16 protein-coding genes are annotated in these 16,742 nt (G+C 70.0%); 10 read left to right on the forward strand and 6 right to left on the reverse strand.

Annotated elements, in window-relative coordinates:
* Window positions 1–9 precede the first annotated feature (9 nt).
* Both ACTMTI_RS35670 and ACTMTI_RS35675 read right to left on the reverse strand, forming a co-directional pair.
* On the reverse strand, window positions 10–462 hold the full coding sequence (locus ACTMTI_RS35670) for a MarR family winged helix-turn-helix transcriptional regulator (protein ID WP_441125089.1): 453 nt from the start codon (window positions 460–462) through the stop codon (window positions 10–12).
* A 118-nt stretch (window positions 463–580) separates the two neighbouring features.
* The gene (locus tag ACTMTI_RS35675; protein WP_441125090.1) at window positions 581–2,020 is read right to left on the reverse strand and encodes an NCS2 family permease; all 1,440 of its coding nucleotides are present in this window, start codon (window positions 2,018–2,020) and stop codon (window positions 581–583) included.
* A gap of 82 nt (window positions 2,021–2,102) precedes the next feature.
* Between ACTMTI_RS35675 and ACTMTI_RS35680 the strand changes: the two genes are divergently transcribed.
* Complete coding sequence (locus tag ACTMTI_RS35680) at window positions 2,103–2,315, forward strand: DUF2530 domain-containing protein (RefSeq protein WP_441125091.1); 213 nt, start codon at window positions 2,103–2,105, stop codon at window positions 2,313–2,315.
* Window positions 2,316–2,408: 93 nt separating this feature from the next.
* On the forward strand, window positions 2,409–3,881 hold the full coding sequence (locus ACTMTI_RS35685; protein ID WP_441125092.1) for an alpha/beta hydrolase: 1,473 nt from the start codon (window positions 2,409–2,411) through the stop codon (window positions 3,879–3,881).
* A gap of 57 nt (window positions 3,882–3,938) precedes the next feature.
* Here ACTMTI_RS35685 and ACTMTI_RS35690 read toward each other — a convergent pair whose 3' ends face one another.
* The gene (locus ACTMTI_RS35690) at window positions 3,939–5,111 is read right to left on the reverse strand and encodes a hypothetical protein (RefSeq protein ID WP_441125093.1); all 1,173 of its coding nucleotides are present in this window, start codon (window positions 5,109–5,111) and stop codon (window positions 3,939–3,941) included.
* A complete protein-coding gene (locus ACTMTI_RS35695) occupies window positions 5,108–5,632 on the reverse strand; it encodes a SigE family RNA polymerase sigma factor (protein ID WP_441125094.1) in 525 nt (174 codons plus the stop codon). The genes ACTMTI_RS35690 and ACTMTI_RS35695 overlap by 4 nt, the downstream gene beginning before the upstream one ends.
* 77 nt (window positions 5,633–5,709) lie before the next feature.
* Between ACTMTI_RS35695 and ACTMTI_RS35700 the strand changes: the two genes are divergently transcribed.
* Window positions 5,710–6,759, forward strand: a complete 1,050-nt coding sequence (locus ACTMTI_RS35700) for a hypothetical protein (RefSeq protein ID WP_441125095.1) — start codon at window positions 5,710–5,712, stop codon at window positions 6,757–6,759.
* A gap of 210 nt (window positions 6,760–6,969) precedes the next feature.
* Here ACTMTI_RS35700 and ACTMTI_RS35705 read toward each other — a convergent pair whose 3' ends face one another.
* Window positions 6,970–7,275 (reverse strand): hypothetical protein, encoded by a 306-nt coding sequence (locus ACTMTI_RS35705; RefSeq protein WP_441125096.1) that lies wholly within the window; start codon window positions 7,273–7,275, stop codon window positions 6,970–6,972.
* A 180-nt stretch (window positions 7,276–7,455) separates the two neighbouring features.
* On the opposite strand from ACTMTI_RS35705, the gene ACTMTI_RS35710 reads away from it, so the two are divergent.
* From ACTMTI_RS35710 to ACTMTI_RS35740, 7 genes are all read left to right on the forward strand, one after another.
* Window positions 7,456–7,608 carry a hypothetical protein gene (locus ACTMTI_RS35710; protein WP_441125097.1) on the forward strand — a complete coding sequence of 51 codons (153 nt, stop codon included), beginning with the start codon at window positions 7,456–7,458 and terminating at the stop codon, window positions 7,606–7,608.
* Window positions 7,609–7,918: 310 nt separating this feature from the next.
* Complete coding sequence (gene lhgO, locus ACTMTI_RS35715; RefSeq protein ID WP_441125098.1) at window positions 7,919–9,109, forward strand: L-2-hydroxyglutarate oxidase; 1,191 nt, start codon at window positions 7,919–7,921, stop codon at window positions 9,107–9,109.
* A 17-nt stretch (window positions 9,110–9,126) separates the two neighbouring features.
* Window positions 9,127–9,819, forward strand: coding sequence for a response regulator transcription factor (locus ACTMTI_RS35720; protein WP_441125100.1), 693 nt, complete (start codon window positions 9,127–9,129; stop codon window positions 9,817–9,819).
* Window positions 9,819–11,231, forward strand: a complete 1,413-nt coding sequence (locus tag ACTMTI_RS35725; RefSeq protein ID WP_441125101.1) for a sensor histidine kinase — start codon at window positions 9,819–9,821, stop codon at window positions 11,229–11,231. The genes ACTMTI_RS35720 and ACTMTI_RS35725 overlap by 1 nt, the downstream gene beginning before the upstream one ends.
* A 100-nt stretch (window positions 11,232–11,331) precedes the next feature.
* Complete coding sequence (locus tag ACTMTI_RS35730; RefSeq protein WP_441125212.1) at window positions 11,332–11,988, forward strand: response regulator transcription factor; 657 nt, start codon at window positions 11,332–11,334, stop codon at window positions 11,986–11,988.
* 60 nt (window positions 11,989–12,048) lie between these two features.
* Window positions 12,049–13,914 carry an ABC transporter gene (locus tag ACTMTI_RS35735; RefSeq protein WP_441125102.1) on the forward strand — a complete coding sequence of 622 codons (1,866 nt, stop codon included), beginning with the start codon at window positions 12,049–12,051 and terminating at the stop codon, window positions 13,912–13,914.
* Complete coding sequence (locus ACTMTI_RS35740) at window positions 13,911–15,719, forward strand: YfjP family GTPase (RefSeq protein WP_441125103.1); 1,809 nt, start codon at window positions 13,911–13,913, stop codon at window positions 15,717–15,719. Before ACTMTI_RS35735 ends, ACTMTI_RS35740 begins: the two co-directional genes overlap by 4 nt.
* Before the next feature lie 28 nt (window positions 15,720–15,747).
* Here the strand turns inward: ACTMTI_RS35740 and ACTMTI_RS35745 are convergent, their stop codons facing one another.
* Window positions 15,748–16,650, reverse strand: coding sequence for a LysR family transcriptional regulator (locus ACTMTI_RS35745; protein ID WP_441125104.1), 903 nt, complete (start codon window positions 16,648–16,650; stop codon window positions 15,748–15,750).
* Window positions 16,651–16,742 lie beyond the last annotated feature (92 nt).

Here is a 16,742-nt window from a genome sequence, read left to right on the forward strand (position 1 = left end):
CTTCAGGCTCTATATCTTGCTGAGCTTCTCCAGAATCGGCGCCGCCTGCCTGAGGATCGACCGCTCCTCGGGCGAGAGCTCCTTCAGCCGCTGCGTCAGCCACGCCTCCTTGCGGCGTCGCTCCTCCTTCAGCAGCTTCTGCGCGGCCTCGGTCACGGTCACGGTCACCTGGCGCCGGTCGGTCGGGTGCGGGGTGCGCGCGAGCAGGCCGCGCTCCTCGAGCGCGGCGATCACGCGCGTCATCGAGGGCGGCTGCACCTTCTCGAGTTCGGCCAATTCGCCGGGGGTTATCCCGGAGTGCCGATCCACGGCGGCCAGCGTCGCGAACTGGGTGGGCGTCAGCGAGTGCGCCGCCGCCTGTCGTCGTAGGCGCCTGGTCAGCCTTGCCAGCGACACGCGCAGGGCTGAAGCCAGGCCTGCGTCGCTGCGCAGGTCCATCTTGGGCTGGGTGTTGGTTAGCATGAGTCATTACCTTTGCTAACTATACAAGAAGGCGGCATATTTCCCTAACTGAGGTGTCTCACTCTTTGATACCCGGAAGCCGCCCACTCGTGCGCGGGGGCGGCTCCCGCCTGCGTCGTCAGACTCCGAACAGGGCCCGGATGGGGCCGATCGCGAAGTAGAGCACGAACAGGATGCTGACGCCCCAGAGCAGGGGGTGGATCTGCCCGGCCTTGCCCCGTACGACCTTGATCAGCACGTAGCTGATGAAGCCGGCGCCGATGCCGTTCGAGATCGAGTACGTGAACGGCATGATCACGACGGTGAGGAACGCCGGGATGGCGATCTCGTAGTCGTCCCACTGGATGTCGCGGACCGCGGTCATCATGAGGAAGCCCACCAGGACCAGCGCGGGCGCGGCGGCCTCGTACGGCACGATCTCGACGAGCGGCGCGAAGAAGATCGCCACCAGGAACAGCAGCCCCGTGACCACGCTGGCGAGGCCAGTGCGAGCGCCCTCGCCGACGCCGGCGGCCGACTCGATGTAGGTGGTGTTCGACGAGACCGAGCCCGCGCCGCCGGCCGCCGCGCCCAGCGAGTCGACGAGCAGGATCTCCTTGGTACGCGGTAGCGTCCCGTCCTCCTGGACCAGGTTCGCCTGCCGGCCGACGCCCACGATGGTGCCCATGGTGTCGAAGAAGTCCGTGATGAGCAGCGTGAAGACGAACAGCGCGGCCAGCAGCACATCGACGCGGACAAAGCCGCCGAATGGGTCGAACTCGGCGAACAGCGTGAGCGGGTTGTGGAAGCCGAAGATTTGGTCGGGCACGGCTGGGACGTTGAGCTGCCAGCCGCCGGGGTTTTTCGCCGAGGCGACGCCCGCCTTGGCGATCGCTTCCACGATGATCGCCAGGATGGTGGTGCCGGCGATGCCGATCAGGATGGCGCCCTTGACCTTCCGCGCCACCATCATCGCCGTGGCGAGCAGCCCGACGATGAACACGAAGATCGGCCAGGAGGTGAGGCTGCCCGCGATGCCCATTTCCAGGGGCGTGCCTGCGGCCTTGCGGACGAAACCGGCGTCCACGAAGCCGATCAGCGCGATGAACAACCCGATGCCCACGCTGATGGCGGTCTTGAGCTGGGCCGGGATGGCGTGGAACACCGCCGTCCTGAGCCCGGTCAGCACCAGGATGGCGATGATGACACCTTCGAGGAAGACCAGGCCCATGGCCTCCTCCCAGGTCATCACCTTGGCGATGGTGAAGGCGACGAAGGCGTTCAGGCCCAGCCCGGCCGCCATCGCGAACGGCACCTTGCCGATGATGCCCATGAGGATCGTCAGGATGCCTGCCACGAAAGCCGTACCGGCCGCGACGAGGGCCACGTTGGGCGTCGTGCCGTCGCCGATGACCTGGCCGGTCACGTCCGTGCCGGTGCCGATGATGATCGGGTTCAGCACCACGATGTAGGCCATGGTGAAGAACGTGGCCAGGCCGCCTCGTACCTCACGGGAGAAAGTTGAACCTCGTGCGGTGATTGCGAAGAAACGGTCTATTGAGTTGCGTATGTCGCTCACGACGCGAAGAGTGACAGTCGTCGTGAGCTGCGAAAAGTGCCAGTGATGAGATCGAGACCCTATTGGAAGCTAGGCTGGACACGTGAAGAAGCAGTGGCACCCCGACCCGGAGCCGATCAAGACCAATGACCTGGCCGCCGTCGGCGTGGGCACCGCACTGTGGGCCGTCGCGCTGGTCGTCCTGCTGATCTTCCGCCCCGCTCCCGAGAACACGTGGTGGATCTGGACCTGCGTGACCGGGGTCGGCTTCGGCCTGTTGGGCATGTGGATGGTCCGCCGGCCCAGAGGCAACTGACATTAGTCATCTCCAGGGCTTCCCCGAAGTCATCGGTAAGTGGTGTTTCCCCCCACTACGTCGGCACATGTCGTAGCGACCATGCTTGTTTGCATGAAGCAGACCATCGTGACATTCCTCCTGGGCGCGGCGGTCCTCGCCGGCTGCGGCACCACCGGCGAGCCGGCCGCCACGCCGGCGGCGAGCGCCGCCAAGGGGTCGGACGCGGTCTCGTGGGCCAAGTGCACCGGCCTGACCGGCCCTGACGGCAAGCCTGCCACCCCAGGCCCCGGAGTCGAGTGCGGTGCCATCAAGGTCCCCCTCGACCACGCCAAGCCCGACAGCGAGCAGATCGACCTGGCCCTGATCCGCGTCAAGGCCACCGGCGACCGCCTCGGCTCGCTGGTGTTCAACTTCGGCGGCCCCGGCGGGTCGGGCGTGGACACGCTGGCCATGGCCGCGCAGGCGTTCGGCAAACTGGGTGGCCGCTACGACCTGGTCAGCTTCGACCCGCGCGGCGTCGAGCGCAGCGCCGGCGTCAAGTGCGGAGGCCAGGTCGAGAAGCTGCTGGAGGCGGAGAGCGCGGCCGACGGCGACAGGCTGGCCAAGGAGTTCGCGGCGGCGTGCGAGCGGGACTCGGGCAAGATCCTGCCGTACGTCGGCACCGTCAATGCCGCCAAGGACCTCGACCTGATCAGGGCCGCGGTCGGCGACAAGCAGCTCAACTACTTCGGCCTGTCGTACGGGACCCACCTCGGCGCCGTCTACGCCACCCACTTCCCCAAGAACGTCGGCCGCTTCGTCCTGGACGCGGCCTTCGACCCGACGGTCACGTTCAAGGAGCGGGCGGTCGCCCAGGCGAGCGGGTTCGACCGGGCGTTCGAGGCGTTCGCCAAGGACTGCGTGGCGCAGAGCTGCGAGCTGGGCGCCGACCCGCCCGCCGTCGAGAATGCGGTGGAGAGGCTGCTGGAAGGGCTGAAGGACAAGCCGCTCAAGGTGGGCGACCGCGAGCTCACGTACGGGCTGGGCCAGCTCGCTGTGATCACCCCGCTGTACGCCAAGGTCAGTTGGCCGATGCTGGAGCAGGCCGCCGCGGCGGCGATCAAGGGGAACGGCGCCGCACTGCTCTCCCTGGCCGACACCTACACCGGCCGCAAGGCCGACGGGACGTACTCGACGGCGATGACGAGTCTGCAGGCGATCAACTGCGCTGACAACGCCGAGCGGCCGACCGCCGCCGAGACCGCCGAGATCAACGAGCAGATCGAGAAGATCTTTCCGATTTTGGCGACGGAGGCGTCGGGCGGCGTATGCGCGCACTGGCCGGTGAAGGGGGATGACGCGGCCAAGCGCATCGACGCCACGGGTTCGGCGCCCATCGTGGTGATCGGCGGCAAGGGGGACCCCGCCACGCCCTACCAGTGGGCCACGACGTTCACGGAGCAGCTGAAGACCGGCGTCCTGGTCACCTACGAGGGCGAGGGCCATGGCGCTTATCTGAGCGGTAACGGGTGCGTGATGGAGACGGTGGACGCGTACCTGCTGGAAGGCAAGGTCCCCGCCGCCGGCACCACCTGCGCGGCCTGACCCCGCCCCGGTTCGCCTCTGCCCCGGCCGGATCATCCACCCGGCCGGGGCGCCGGTTCAGAAGCCCGGCAGCGCCAGGTTGCCGGCGTGGGCCCGGTACGTGTAGTCGTCCAGCTTGCGGATGCGGCCGGTGTTGACGTCGATCGCGTACGTCGTCTCGCCCAGCGTCGGCACGCCGTCCTTCCAGCGGTACGTCGGATCGCCGTCGACCCTGCCGGTGATCACGACCTCGGTCGTGTTGAGCCAGCCGCCCATCCGCGAGGCGCGGAAGCCCTTCGGCACGTCCGTGAACTTCACCCTGGACCGGATGTCGCCGGTGGTGACGTCGACCGTGACGATCGTGTCGTCGTCGCGGACCCCTATGTGGTCTTTGAACACGGCGCCGTTGAAGTAGGCCAGGGTACGCCCGTCCGAGGACGGCTCGCTGAACGTCCGGACAGCGTCGTCCACCGGGGTGAGCGGGACCACCCGTCCGCCGTCCAGCACCCCGAGCCGGTTCTTGCCGTTCTCGACGATGATCGGCTTGCCGCCGTTGCCCACGCGCTGCACCCACCAGTTCGCCGGGATCTCGGTGACCTGCCCCGTCTCGATGTCCACGACGGCGTCCGGCTGACCGTGGCCGTTCAGGCTGAGGAAGCGCCCGTCGGGCGACAGCCGGAGCAGGCCGTCGCTCTTCACCATCGTCTCTCGCGTGATGGTCTGGGGCGTCAGCCAGATCCGGCCGTCGGCCAGGTCGCGGACCGCGAACTTCTGGTCCTTCTCGCTGTAGTACGCGACCCTCCGCCCGTCGGAGGAGATCACCAGGGGGCCGCCGGTGTTCATGTATTCGTCGGGAGACTGCTCGGTGTACACGCTGAGCGCTTGCGGCATCCTGAAGCTCTGGCCGCCTTGGGTCACCAGCCGCCACTGCGCGCATTCCCGGCCGGCGAAGGTATGGGTGTTCTTCCTGGGGTCCCATTGCCTGCCGCAGAAGTCGTAGTAGGCGTAGGCGGCCGGGTCCACGCCGGAGGCGGGCAACACGTCGGTGATCTCGGTGGTGGTCGCGGCGCCGCCGCCACCCGAGCCGCCCGTCAGGACGGCCGCGGTGAGCGCCAGCGCGATCAGCGACGCCGCCACGGAGCCGAACGCCGTCGCCTTCCACCTGCGGGCCCCGCGCACGGCGCGCTCGGCCAGATCGACGTCAGGCGCCTGGTCGGCGAGCAGTCGGAGCTCGTCACGGAACCTGGTCATCGGGGAACCTCCTCGGGATCGACGTCGCGGAGCAGGTCGGCCAGTTCGGGGGCGAGGACGCGCAGCCGGCCGAGCGCGTGATTGGTCTGGCTCTTGACCGTGCCCGGCGAGCAGCCGAGCAGGTCGGCGGTCTCGTCGATGCTGCGGTCCTCGTAGTAGCGCAGCACGAGCACCGCCCGCTGACGGCGGGTCAGGCGCATGAGCGCTCCCTGTAACGCCATGCGGTGCAGGCTCTCGTCTCCGGGGTCGGGACCAGACGGGGTTTCCGGCGGCCACGCGGTGGGCGTCTCCGGCCGGCCGCGCCGCCGCCAGGAAATGTGCTCGTTGATCAGTGCCCTCCGCACGTAGGCGTCGGGGTTGCCGCCGTCGGCCAGCCTCCCCCAATGCCTGGCCGTCCGCATGAGCACGGTCTGCAGCAAGTCTTCAGCCTGCGGGGCGTCGCCGGTGAGCAGGTACGCGGTCCGCATCAGCGCACGCTGGCGGCCTCGTACGAACTCCCGGAAGCCCTCATATGGGTCCATGCTTCTCCTTCCACCCGCTAACAACGTGGACGGGAGCGGCGGCGTTGGAAGGCGATGGGGTGGGGCATGATGACGGCGTGGGGGATGTGGTGGCCCGGGCACCGGGCGTCATGGGAAATGTCATGGTCAGGGCGGTCGCCGTCGCGGCGGCGGCCTTTTTGCTGCCCGCCGTCCCGGCTCATGCGGCAGCGGAGGACGAGGGCATGGAAAAGCTCTTCACCTTCAAGGATCCCAAGATCACGGAGTCCAGCGGCCTGGCCGTGTCGCCGACGCACGGCGACGTCTACTACACGCACAACGACAGCGCGGCCGCCCCGACCTTCTACGCCGTCGACGGGAGCGGGCGCACCAAGGCCACCTTCCAGGTGCGGGGCGCCCAGGCCAGGGACTGGGAGGCCATGGCCGCGACCAAGGACGCGGCGACGGGGCGAGGGGTCCTCTGGTTCGCCGACATCGGCGACAACCTGGACGGGGCCTGGCCGGACATCTCCATCTACAAGGTGATGGAGTCGCAGACTGTCAGTGACGCCACGCTGCCCGCGACCCGCTATCGCTTCCGTTACGCGGACGGCGGCCGCAACGCCGAGGGCATCATGATCAATCCGAAGACGGGCCGCCTCTACGTGGTCTCCAAGGAGTTCGCGGCCTCGGTCTACGCGGCACCGAAGAAACTCCGCACCGACCGCACCAACATCCTGCGCAAGGTCGCCGGCGCCCCCCTCATGGCCACGGACGCGGCCTACGCACCCGACGGCTCCTCGTACATCATCCGCACCTACTTCTCCGCCACCCTCTACAAGCCCTCCGGCGAGACGATCGCCAAGGTGACGATGCCGGAGCTGAGACAGGCCGAGTCGATCACCTACACGCCGGACGGCAAGGCCCTCCTGACGGGAACGGAGGGCCCGAAGAGCCCGGTATACCGGGTCCCCCTCCCGGCCGCCGCCCAGCCCGCGGCGACCCCCAGTCCGGCCAAGGCCGCGAACACGACCCAGCCGACCACGGAGCCGCAGGCCGGCGCGGACACCGGCACGGGCGGGTTAACGTTCAAGGACATCCTGATCTGGCTCGCGGCGGCGGTGACGGCGGTAGGCGTGATCACGTTCATAGCCCGCCGCACCCGGTAGAACCTCAGGGCTGAAGCGCAACAAGCTCACCCATGAGCACAAAGATCAAAGATCTTTTCTATGCCGAGGTCAAGGCCCGCGACGGTGTCCCCGACCGAGAGCGGAAACTACGCGAGGAGATCAAGGAACTTGAAAGAAGGGCTCGTCCATCAGGCCGCTCAGTCCCTCTAGCTGATCAAGCTCCCTGCTCGGAGATGACCATGTCGTACGTCATCGAAAGTTGCGCATGGTCGCCGTGAACATGTCACCGCGCAAGGCTTGCTCGACGACGGCGATGGAGCGGGCCAGGCGGACCAGGCGAGGACCCTCCTCGCGATAGACATCGAGCACCGCCTCGACAGCATGAGGAGGGAGATGGCCCTTGAGATCCACAGCTGCGCTTCGGTATCCCGCTCTTGCTGCTTCGACAGATGCATTCACGTGGTGGATAGCCATCCTCGCCAGGGCGATCGGATGGCGTTTCAAAACCTCGTAGGCCCTGTAGTCGGGGGGCACGGCGTCGAGCAACCAGGTCACGGCCGTGGTCTCCCAGTCGGGGACGCTGGGTGGGCGGACCTCGGGCGGCCACTCCGGCGGGAGATACATACGTCAATCGTACTTAGGTTCGATTAATTACGGGAGGGCGCTCCCGGCCAACGCGCCTGCCCGGCCGGTCCGTTTACGATCACCAGAAGCCGCAACCAAATGCTGCGATATATGCCCGAGCCGGTCGTGGAGGCCACCCTCGGTGCCCTCGGCGCACCATCCGCGGCCGAGCAGCGCGTCAGCCCAGATGTCGAGCGGCTCCTCGTCCGCCCGCCCCGCACCTTCGCCCAGTGGGCGGAGCGCAACATCGCGGCCTTCAAATAACGCGCCCGGGTGAAGGCGAAGTACTCGCACTGTCGGCCGCGAACACAACACGATGTCGGCCGGCCTGCAACACCTACTGGAGCAACATCACGATCGTCTTCGATCGTCGCTCCCGGCGGTCCTTGGCAGGCGCTCAGTGCGCGAGGCCACCCCCATGACGATCACGGGAGCGGCCTCGTGACTTGCCTGCCGGAGCAGGTTCAGCCAGGGATGTCGCTCAGACGACGCAGGCTGAACGGGGAGGCCATCGTACTCATGTTCGATTCGTCCAGATATGGCGGGGACGGCTGGTTAGTCGGAAAATCATCGTGTGACAGAAAAGATCGGCGTCGTCGGAGCGGGGATCGTCGGGCTGGCGGTGGCGCGCGAGCTGGCCGCCACCAGGGGCGCTGAGGTGACCGTGCTGGAGAAGGAGGGCCACGTCGGCGCCCACCAGACCGGGCACAACAGCGGCGTCGTGCACGCGGGCATCTACTACCCGCCGGGCTCGCTCAAGGCCAGGCTGTGCCGGGAGGGCGTGGCGCTGCTCAAGGAATACTGCGCCGCGTACGCGCTGCCGTACGACGAGGTCGGCAAGCTCGTCGTGGCGAGCACCGGCGCCGAGCGGCCGCGGCTCGGCGCGCTGGCCGAGCGGGCGCGGGCCAACGGGGTGCCGGGCATCGCCGAGCTGGACGGGCTGGCGCTGCGCGAGATCGAGCCGCACGCGGTCGGCGTCGGCGCGATCCACTCACCGCACACCGCGATCTGCGACTTCGCCGCCGTCGCGCGCCGGCTCGCGCTGGACGTGGCGGAGCTCGGCGGGTCCGTACGCCTCTCGCAACCGGTCCGGGCGATCAGGGAGCGTTCGGGAGGCGTGCAGGTGCTGGCGGGACGGCGGAGGTTGACCTTCGACCGGCTGGTGGTGTGCGGCGGGCTGGGGACGGACGCGGTGGCCAGGATGGCGGGGCATCCGGGTGATGTCAGGATCGTCCCGTTCCGCGGGGAGTTCTATGCGCTGCGGGGCGCGGCCAAGGGGCTCGTTCGCGGGCTGATCTATCCGGTGCCCGATCCGCGGTACCCGTTCCTGGGTGTCCACCTGACCCGGCAGACCGATGGCGGGGTGCTGGTGGGGCCGAATGCGGTACTGGCCCTGGCCTACGAAGGGTATAGGTGGCGAAATATTGGGAATTTTCGGGAAATTCTCGGCTGGCCGGGCACTTTGCGCATGGCCCGGCAGCATTGGCGTACCGGGCTCAAGGAGATCTACGGGTCCCTCGTCAAAGGCGCGTTCCTCAGGGGCGCCCAGCGTTACGTGCCCGAGCTCACCGCCGCCGACCTCGTACGCGCTCCCGGCGGCGTCCGCGCCCAGGCCGTGGCCAGGGACGGCCGGCTGCTCGACGACTTCGTGGTGGACGTCCACGGAAAGGTCGTCCTGGTACGCAACGCGCCCTCCCCGGCCGCCACGTCCAGCCTCGCCATTGCCAGGCACATTGCCGGAATTGTCCCAGCACTCGTCCAATGAGTGCATCCTTGGATGTGATGGAATCACGCCTGCTCATAGTCGAGGACGATCCGAACATCCTCGAACTCCTCGCCGCGAGCCTCAGGTTCGCGGGTTTCGACGTGACCACGGCCAAGAGCGGCCTCGACGCCGTCACCGCCGTGCAACGACACCGCCCTGACCTCGTCGTGCTCGACGTCATGCTGCCCGACCTGGACGGTTTCGAGATCGTCAAGAGGTTGCGCGGCGGCGGATTGCACACGCCGGTGGTGTTCCTGACCGCCCGTGACGAGACCGAGGACAAGATCCGCGGGCTCACGATCGGCGGCGACGACTACGTGACCAAGCCGTTCAGCCTGGAGGAGGTCGTTGCCAGGATCCACGCGGTGCTCCGCCGTACCAACGGGGAGGCGCAGGCGGCGCCGCCACGGCTGACGTTCGCCGACATCGAGCTGGACGAGGAGAGCCACGAAGTGTGGCGCGGGGGCAACGCGGTGGCGCTGTCGCCGACCGAGTTCAAGCTGCTGCGCTACTTCATGACGAACGCGGGGCGGGTCCTGTCCAAGCCGCAGATCCTCGACCACGTGTGGGACTACGACTTCAGGGGCGAGGTGGGCATCGTGGAGTCGTACGTCTCCGTACTGCGCCGCAAGATCGACAACCGCAGCCCGCGGCTCATCCACACCCTGCGGGGTGTCGGGTACGTCCTCCGCCTGCCACCGAGTCCCTAATGAGCCGCCTGCCGTTGCGGATCAAGCTCATCGCATCGATGCTGGCGCTGCTGGGCTTCGGCATGACCTTCATCGGCGTGATGAGCGTCTCGGTGCTGCACGGCTACCTCGTCGCCCGGGTGGACGGCCAGCTCAGTCTCCTCAGCGTGCGCATGCACAACAAGGTCGTGAACGACTGGAAGAAGGACAGGGAAACCTCCGACCGGCCCATCCTCATCGAGTCCGACGCCATCGTGCTGGTCAAGGAGCCGGGCGGCGAGTACGAGCCCATGCTGTCCGACCGCGACGTCGACATGAAGCCGAAACCGGTCCTGTCGCCCTCGCCGGGAACCGACCCCTACACCACGTCCGCGCTCAAAGGCCACGGCGAATGGCGGGTCCTGGAGAGCCAGGTCCGGCGGCGCACGGTCGTGGTCGCGGTGGACCTGGAGGAGGTCGACGCGATCACCCGGCGGCTGGTGCTCATCGAACTCCTGGGCGGCGGCGGCATCCTGCTCATTCTGGGCGTCGGAGGCGTCACGATCGTGCGGCGCAGTATGCGGCCGCTGGGCGAGATCGAGCGCACGGCCGAGGCCATCGCGGGCGGCGAGCTGGGCCGGCGGGTGCCGGACGGCGACCCCCGTACCGAAGTGGGCCGCCTCGCCAGGTCGCTGAACGGCATGCTGGCCCAGATCGAGGCCGCGTTCACGGCCAGGTCGGCGTCAGAGGCCGCGGCCCGCCGCTCCGAGGACCGCATGCGCGAATTCGTCGGCGACGCCTCGCACGAGCTGCGTACCCCGCTGACCTCCATCCGGGGCTTCGCCGAGTACGCCAGGCAGAACCCCGGCGCCGACCCCGCCGAGCTGATGCAGCGCGTGGAGAAGGCCGCCGGGCGGATGAGCCTGCTGGTGGACGACCTGTTGCTGCTGGCCAGGGTGGACCAGCAGCGGCCGCTGCAGATGCGGCCCGTGGACATGCTGGCGCTGGCCGCGGAGGCCGTACAGGATGCCAGGATCCTCGCGCCCGAACGGGTGATCAAGCTGGACGTGGTCGGCGGCGCCGCGCTGATCGTCTCCGGCGACGAGGTACGCCTGCGCCAGGTCATCAGCAACCTCGTCACCAACGCGATCGTCCACACGGAGCCGGGCTCGCCGATCATCGTGCGGGTCGGGGCCGGCATGGAAACGCTCTTCCTCGAAGTCATCGACAACGGCCCCGGACTCACTCCCCAGCAGGTCGAGCGGGTCTTCGAGCGCTTCTACCGCGCCGACTCCGCCAGGTCCCGCCGCCGCTCGGCCGAGGACCGGGGCAGCGGGCTCGGCCTGGCCATCGTGCGGGCGCTCGTGGAGGCCCACGGCGGCGCGGTGACGGTCGACAGTTCGCCGGAAGCCGGCTCCACGTTCCGGGTGGAGCTCCCGCTCGCCTTGGACTGACGGTCCCCGCCGAACTCCCACTCGCCTTGGAGTGAGCCTTCAGCTAACCCTCAGGTGCCTGAGTCACTCTAAGTAGGTGACGACACCCGAGGCGCTGATCATGGTGGTGGACGACGAGCCCAGCATCAGGGACCTGCTCTCCGCCAGCCTGCGCTTTTCCGGGTTCGAGGTGCTGACCGCCGCCGACGGCCAGGAGGCCGTGGAGGTGGCCAAGAGGGCCTCGCCCGACCTGGTCGTGCTCGATGTGATGCTGCCCGACCTGGACGGGTTCGAGGTGGCCAAGCAGATCGACGCACCCGTACTGTTCCTGACCGCCCGCGACGCCACCGAGGACAAGATCACTGGGTTGCGCGTGGGCGACGACTACGTGACCAAGCCGTTCAGCCTGGAGGAGGTCCAGGCCAGGATCCGGGCCGTGCTGCGGCGCACCCGCGGGGAGGGCGCGCCCGCCAGCAAGCTGAAGGTCGCCGACCTGGAGCTGGACGAGGACGCCCGCGAGGTGTGGCGGGGCGGGCGGCAGATACGCCTGTCACCGACCGAGTTCAAGCTGCTGCACTATTTCATGGTCAACGCCGGGCGCGTGCTGTCGAAGGCGCAGATCCTCGACCACGTGTGGAACTACGACTTCGGCGGCGACGCGGGCGTCGTCGAGTCCTACATCTCCTACCTCAGACGCAAGGTGGACGACGTCGAGCCGCGGCTCATCCACACCCTTCGCAGCGTCGGTTACGTGCTGAGGGAGCCGCACGGCGGATAGGCGCGAAATCCGCAGCCTGCGGTGGACCGGCTGAACGCGGCCCAACGGTAGCGTGGGCATATGGACCTCCTGGGCGCGCTCGAGGCGGTGCGCTGGCCGTTGGATCGCGAGCTGTTCCCGCTCGCGGTCGGCGAGGCGGCGGCCGACCGGCGTGCGCTGCGGGAGCTGACCGGGCAGCTCGACGACTACCTCCTCCCCAGGCTGCGCGCCCTCGACGCACCGCTGCTCGCAGTCGTCGGCGGGTCGACGGGGGCGGGCAAGTCCACGCTGGTCAACTCGCTGGTAGGGGCCGATGTGGCCGAGCCGGGCGTGCTGCGGCCCACCACGCTCGTGCCCACGCTCGTGGTCAGCCCGGCCGACCGCACCTGGTTCATGGGCCAGAACGTGCTGCCTGGCCTGTCCCGCGCCACCGGCGACGGCCCCGGCCGGCTACGCCTGGTGACCTCGCCCGCTCTGGGCGCCGGTCTCGCGCTGCTCGACGCGCCCGACATCGACTCGGTGGTGACCGCCAACCGGGAGCTCGCCGCTCAACTGCTGGCCGCCGCCGATCTGTGGTTGTTCGTCACGACCGCCTCCCGGTACGCCGACGAGGTGCCGTGGAGCTTCCTGCGCTCGGCCCGTGAACGCAGCACCGCGCTGGCCGTCGTACTCGATCGGGTGCCGCCGGAGGCCGTCGAACCGGTCTCCCGCGACCTCGCCCGCCTTCTCACCGAGAACGGCCTCGAAGGCACCCGCCTGTTCACCGTCACCGAAGCGGCGCTCCCCTCGGAGAAGGCCCGCCTGCCTCATGAACTGGTGCAGCCCATCACCTCCTGGCTCACGGGGCTCGCCGCCGACGCCGCGGAAAGATCCCGTGTCGTACGCCAGACGCTGTCGGGAGCGCTCGACAGCCTCGCCACCCGGGTGCCCGCGCTGGCCGGCGCCGTCTCGCGCCAGCAGGCCGCCTTCGACGGGCTGCGCTCCATCGTCTCGGCCGCGTACGCGGGCGGGCTGGCCGACTTCGACGCGGGCATGCGCGACGGGTCGCTGCTGCGGGGCGAAGTGCTGGCGCGCTGGCAGGACTTCATCGGCACCGGCGACCTCATGCGCTCCCTGGAGAGCCGGGTGGGCTGGCTGCGCGACCGGGTCGTCGGCTTCTTCACCGGGCGGGCACCAGAGGTCCAGCTCAAGCAGGCCCTGGAGAGCGGCGTCGAGACCCTGATCAAGGGAGCCGCCGACGCGGCCGCCGAGCGCGCGCTGGAGGGCTGGTCGGCGGCGCCCGGCGGGCCGGGACTCCTCGAACGGCTCGGCGCCATCGAGTCCGCCCGGCTCGGCCGCGCCTCACCCGAGCTCGGCAAACGGGCCGAGGCGGCGGTGCGGGGATGGCAGGAATACGTCCTGGACCTGGTACGGGACGAGGGGGCTGAGAAGCGGACGGCCGCCCGGGTGGCGTCGTTCGGCGTGAACGGGGCCGGACTGCTGCTCATGCTGGCCGTGTTCGCGTCCACCGGCGGGCTGACCGGGATCGAGGTGGGGATCGCGGGCGGGACGAGCGTGTTGTCGCAGAAGCTGCTGGAGGCGGTGTTCGGGGATCAGGCGGTGCGGACGCTGACGGTGCGGGCGCGGGAAGATCTGCGTGAGCGGGTGCGCGGGTTGCTGGAGGAGGAGGCCGCCCGGTTCACCGCCCGGCTCGAAGCCGTCGAGCCGCCCAAGGGGACGGCGGAGGTGCTGGTGGCGGCGGCGCGGGCAGTCCAGGAGCATCGGTCGGAGCTTCCGGCGGCGGCCCTTCCACCCCACCCGGCCACGGACCGCGATGCCGCGCGTGGTGATGGCACCCGTGGCGACGGCGCGCGAAGTGATGCCGCGCCCGGTGATGGCCTCCCGGGCGACGGCACGCGAAGTGATGCCGCGCCCGGTGATGGCTCGCGGGAGGGGGAGGGGCCGTGAAGCTGCTGCGTCGCAAGGAAGGGCCGTCACTCGACTCCCGGCTGGCAGCTCTGCGAGAGGCGGCCGCACTGGGTGAAGGGCGGCTGTCCGAGCAGGCGGTGTCCGGCGCGCGGGCGGTCGCCGAGCGAGCCGGCGCACGGCGTACGCTCTCCATCGACCACACCGTGGCGGCGCTGGCCGGGGCGACGGGCAGCGGCAAGTCATCCCTCTACAACGCGCTGGCAGGCGATGAGCTGGCGGCCGTCGGCGTCACCAGGCCCACGACCTCGACCGCCCAGGCGGCACTCTGGGACGGCGCCGGCGCGGGCCCGTTGCTGGACTGGCTGGAGATCCCGCAACGCCACACCACCACCCCAACCCCTGACTTCTCCGGACTTGTCCTCCTCGACCTCCCGGACCACGACTCCATCCGGCTCTCCCACCGCCTGGAGGTCGACCGCCTGGTCGAGCTGGTCGATCTGCTGGTGTGGGTGGTGGATCCGCAGAAGTACGCCGACGCCGCGCTCCACGACCGCTACCTGCGCCCGCTGGCCGGGCACCGCGACGTCATGCTGGTGGTCCTCAACCAGGTGGACCGCCTGCCTCCGCCCGCCGTGGACCGGTGCGTACGCGACCTGCGCCGCCTGCTGGACGACGACGGGCTGACGGGCGTACCGGTGCTCGCCGTCTCGGCCCGTACCGGCACCGGCCTGCCCGAGTTCCGCTCGCTCCTCGGGGACCGGGTCGCGGCGCGCACGTCCTGGTCCGCCCGCCTGGCCGCCGACATCACCGCCGCCGCCGACCTCCTCGCCGCCGCCGGCCCAGCCACGCCGTCTCCGGCCGATGGCACGGCGGATACCGCGACCGGCCGCGCACCAGAGGCGATCGGTGAACACCACCTCACCGCCCTCGTCGGCTCTGCGCACTCTCGGATGGCCACCGCAGCCGGGACGAACACGATGGTGACCGGGGATCCTGGGACGGGCGGGCGCGCCGGTGCGGCGACCAGCCGGGCGGTGGAGGCCGGCGCCGAGCGTACGGCGGGGTTGGACAAGGCGCTCACGGCCGCGCTCGCCAAGGCGGCCGGGGTGCCGCTGGTCGTGGAGGCGGTGGCCAAGGGGCACAGGCATCGCGCGATCGTCGCCACCGGATGGCCCGTCACCAGATGGATCCGCAGGTTCAGGCCCGACCCCCTCCGCAGGCTGCGCCTGGACACCATGGCCCCGCCAAAGGAAGGGCAGATCGTCGGCCGTACCTCAGTGCCTGCCGCGTCGGCCGTACAAAGGGCTCAGGTGGAGACGGCGATCAGGGACGTCGGCGAGGCGGCCGCAGCGGGACTGCCGGGCCCGTGGGCGGCGGCGGTGCGGCAGGCGGCGCGCTCCCGTTCCCATGACCTGGCGGACGCCGTGGACCGGGCGCTGGCCACGACGTCCGTCGGCGCCACCCGGCGCCCCAGGTGGTGGCGGGCCGTGAACGTCCTGCAGTGGCTGGTCTTCGCGGCCATGGTGGCCGGCGCCGGCTGGCTCGGCGTGCTGTTCGGGATGGACTACCTGCGCCTGCCGCAGCCGCCGCTCCCGACCGTGGGCGAGGTGCCGTGGCCGACCATGCTGCTGGCGGGCGGCGCGCTCGCGGGCGTGCTGATCGCGATGCTCTCGCGAGCGGCCGCCTGGGCGGGTGGCCGGCGCAGAGCCCGGCGTACGGCCAGAGCCCTGCGTACGGCCATCGGCCAGGTCAGCAGGGAGTACGTCCTGGACCCGGTGGAGGCGGAACTGGACCGGTACGCCCGCTTCACCCAAGCACTCGACCTGGCCCGAGCCCACGCCTGAGCCAAGTCTGAACGCAGCGAGTGATGTTTCACCCTGTCCCGAGCGAGGCCGCGACCGTGCGCAGCGCCGACAGGAGCGGGCTCAGGAGGGGGTGGGCGTCGGCGCCCCGGCGTACGGCGGCGAAGACGCGGCGCTCCGGCCCCGGCGTGTGGCGCACCACGACCCCTGCCAGCGCCATGTCCCGCAGCGCCAGCCGCGGCACCAGCGCCACCCCCGCCCCCGCGCCCACCAGGGCGACCACGGCGCGGAAGTCGTCGGAGCAGTGCGCGAGGTTCGGCGTGAAGCCCACCTGCTGGCACGCGAACGTGATCACATCGTGCACCGGATTGCCCGGATAAGGCCCGATCCAGGTCTCGGCGGCGAGCGACACCAGCGTGGCCGCCCCGGCCAGCGGATGGTCGTGGGGGAGCACCAGGTCGAACGGCTCGGCGTACAGCGGCAGGCGTGACAGCCGGCGGTCGGCGGCATCTGGCGCGCCCCGGTATTCGACCGCGACGGCCAGATCGGCCTCGGAGTCCAGCAGCATGGCCAGGCCGTGGTCGCCTTCGGCGTCGAGCACGCGTACTTGGACGCCGGGGGCGGCGGCGCGCAGGGCGATGATCGCGGGGGAGAGCACGGCGCTGATCGCGGTGGCGAAGCAGGCCACGGTGACCTCGCCGGCCTCACCCGTCGTGTACGCGGCCACGTCGGCTTCGGCGCGTTCGAGCTGGGCGAGGACCTCGTTGGCGTGGCCGAGCATGATCTTGCCGACGGCGGTGAGGCGGACGCCGCGCCCGTCACGGGTGAACAGGCGGTGGCCCACCTCGTGCTCCAGCGCGACGAGCTGCTGGGACACGGCCGAAGGGGTGAGGTGCAGGGCGGCCGCCGCGGCGGTGACCGTGCCATGGTCCGCCACCGCCCGCAGCGTACGCAACCGCCGCGTGTCTATCACTGTGCTCCCTGGCCTCACTCCGTTCGGCGGCTCGGTCGCCCTATGCCGCCGCCTTCCCCCGCTCTGGTCGCTTCGCTCCCGCCGCTCCTCCA

This window comes from Nonomuraea sp. H19, from assembly GCF_052068215.1.
Lineage (GTDB): Bacteria > Actinomycetota > Actinomycetes > Streptosporangiales > Streptosporangiaceae > Nonomuraea.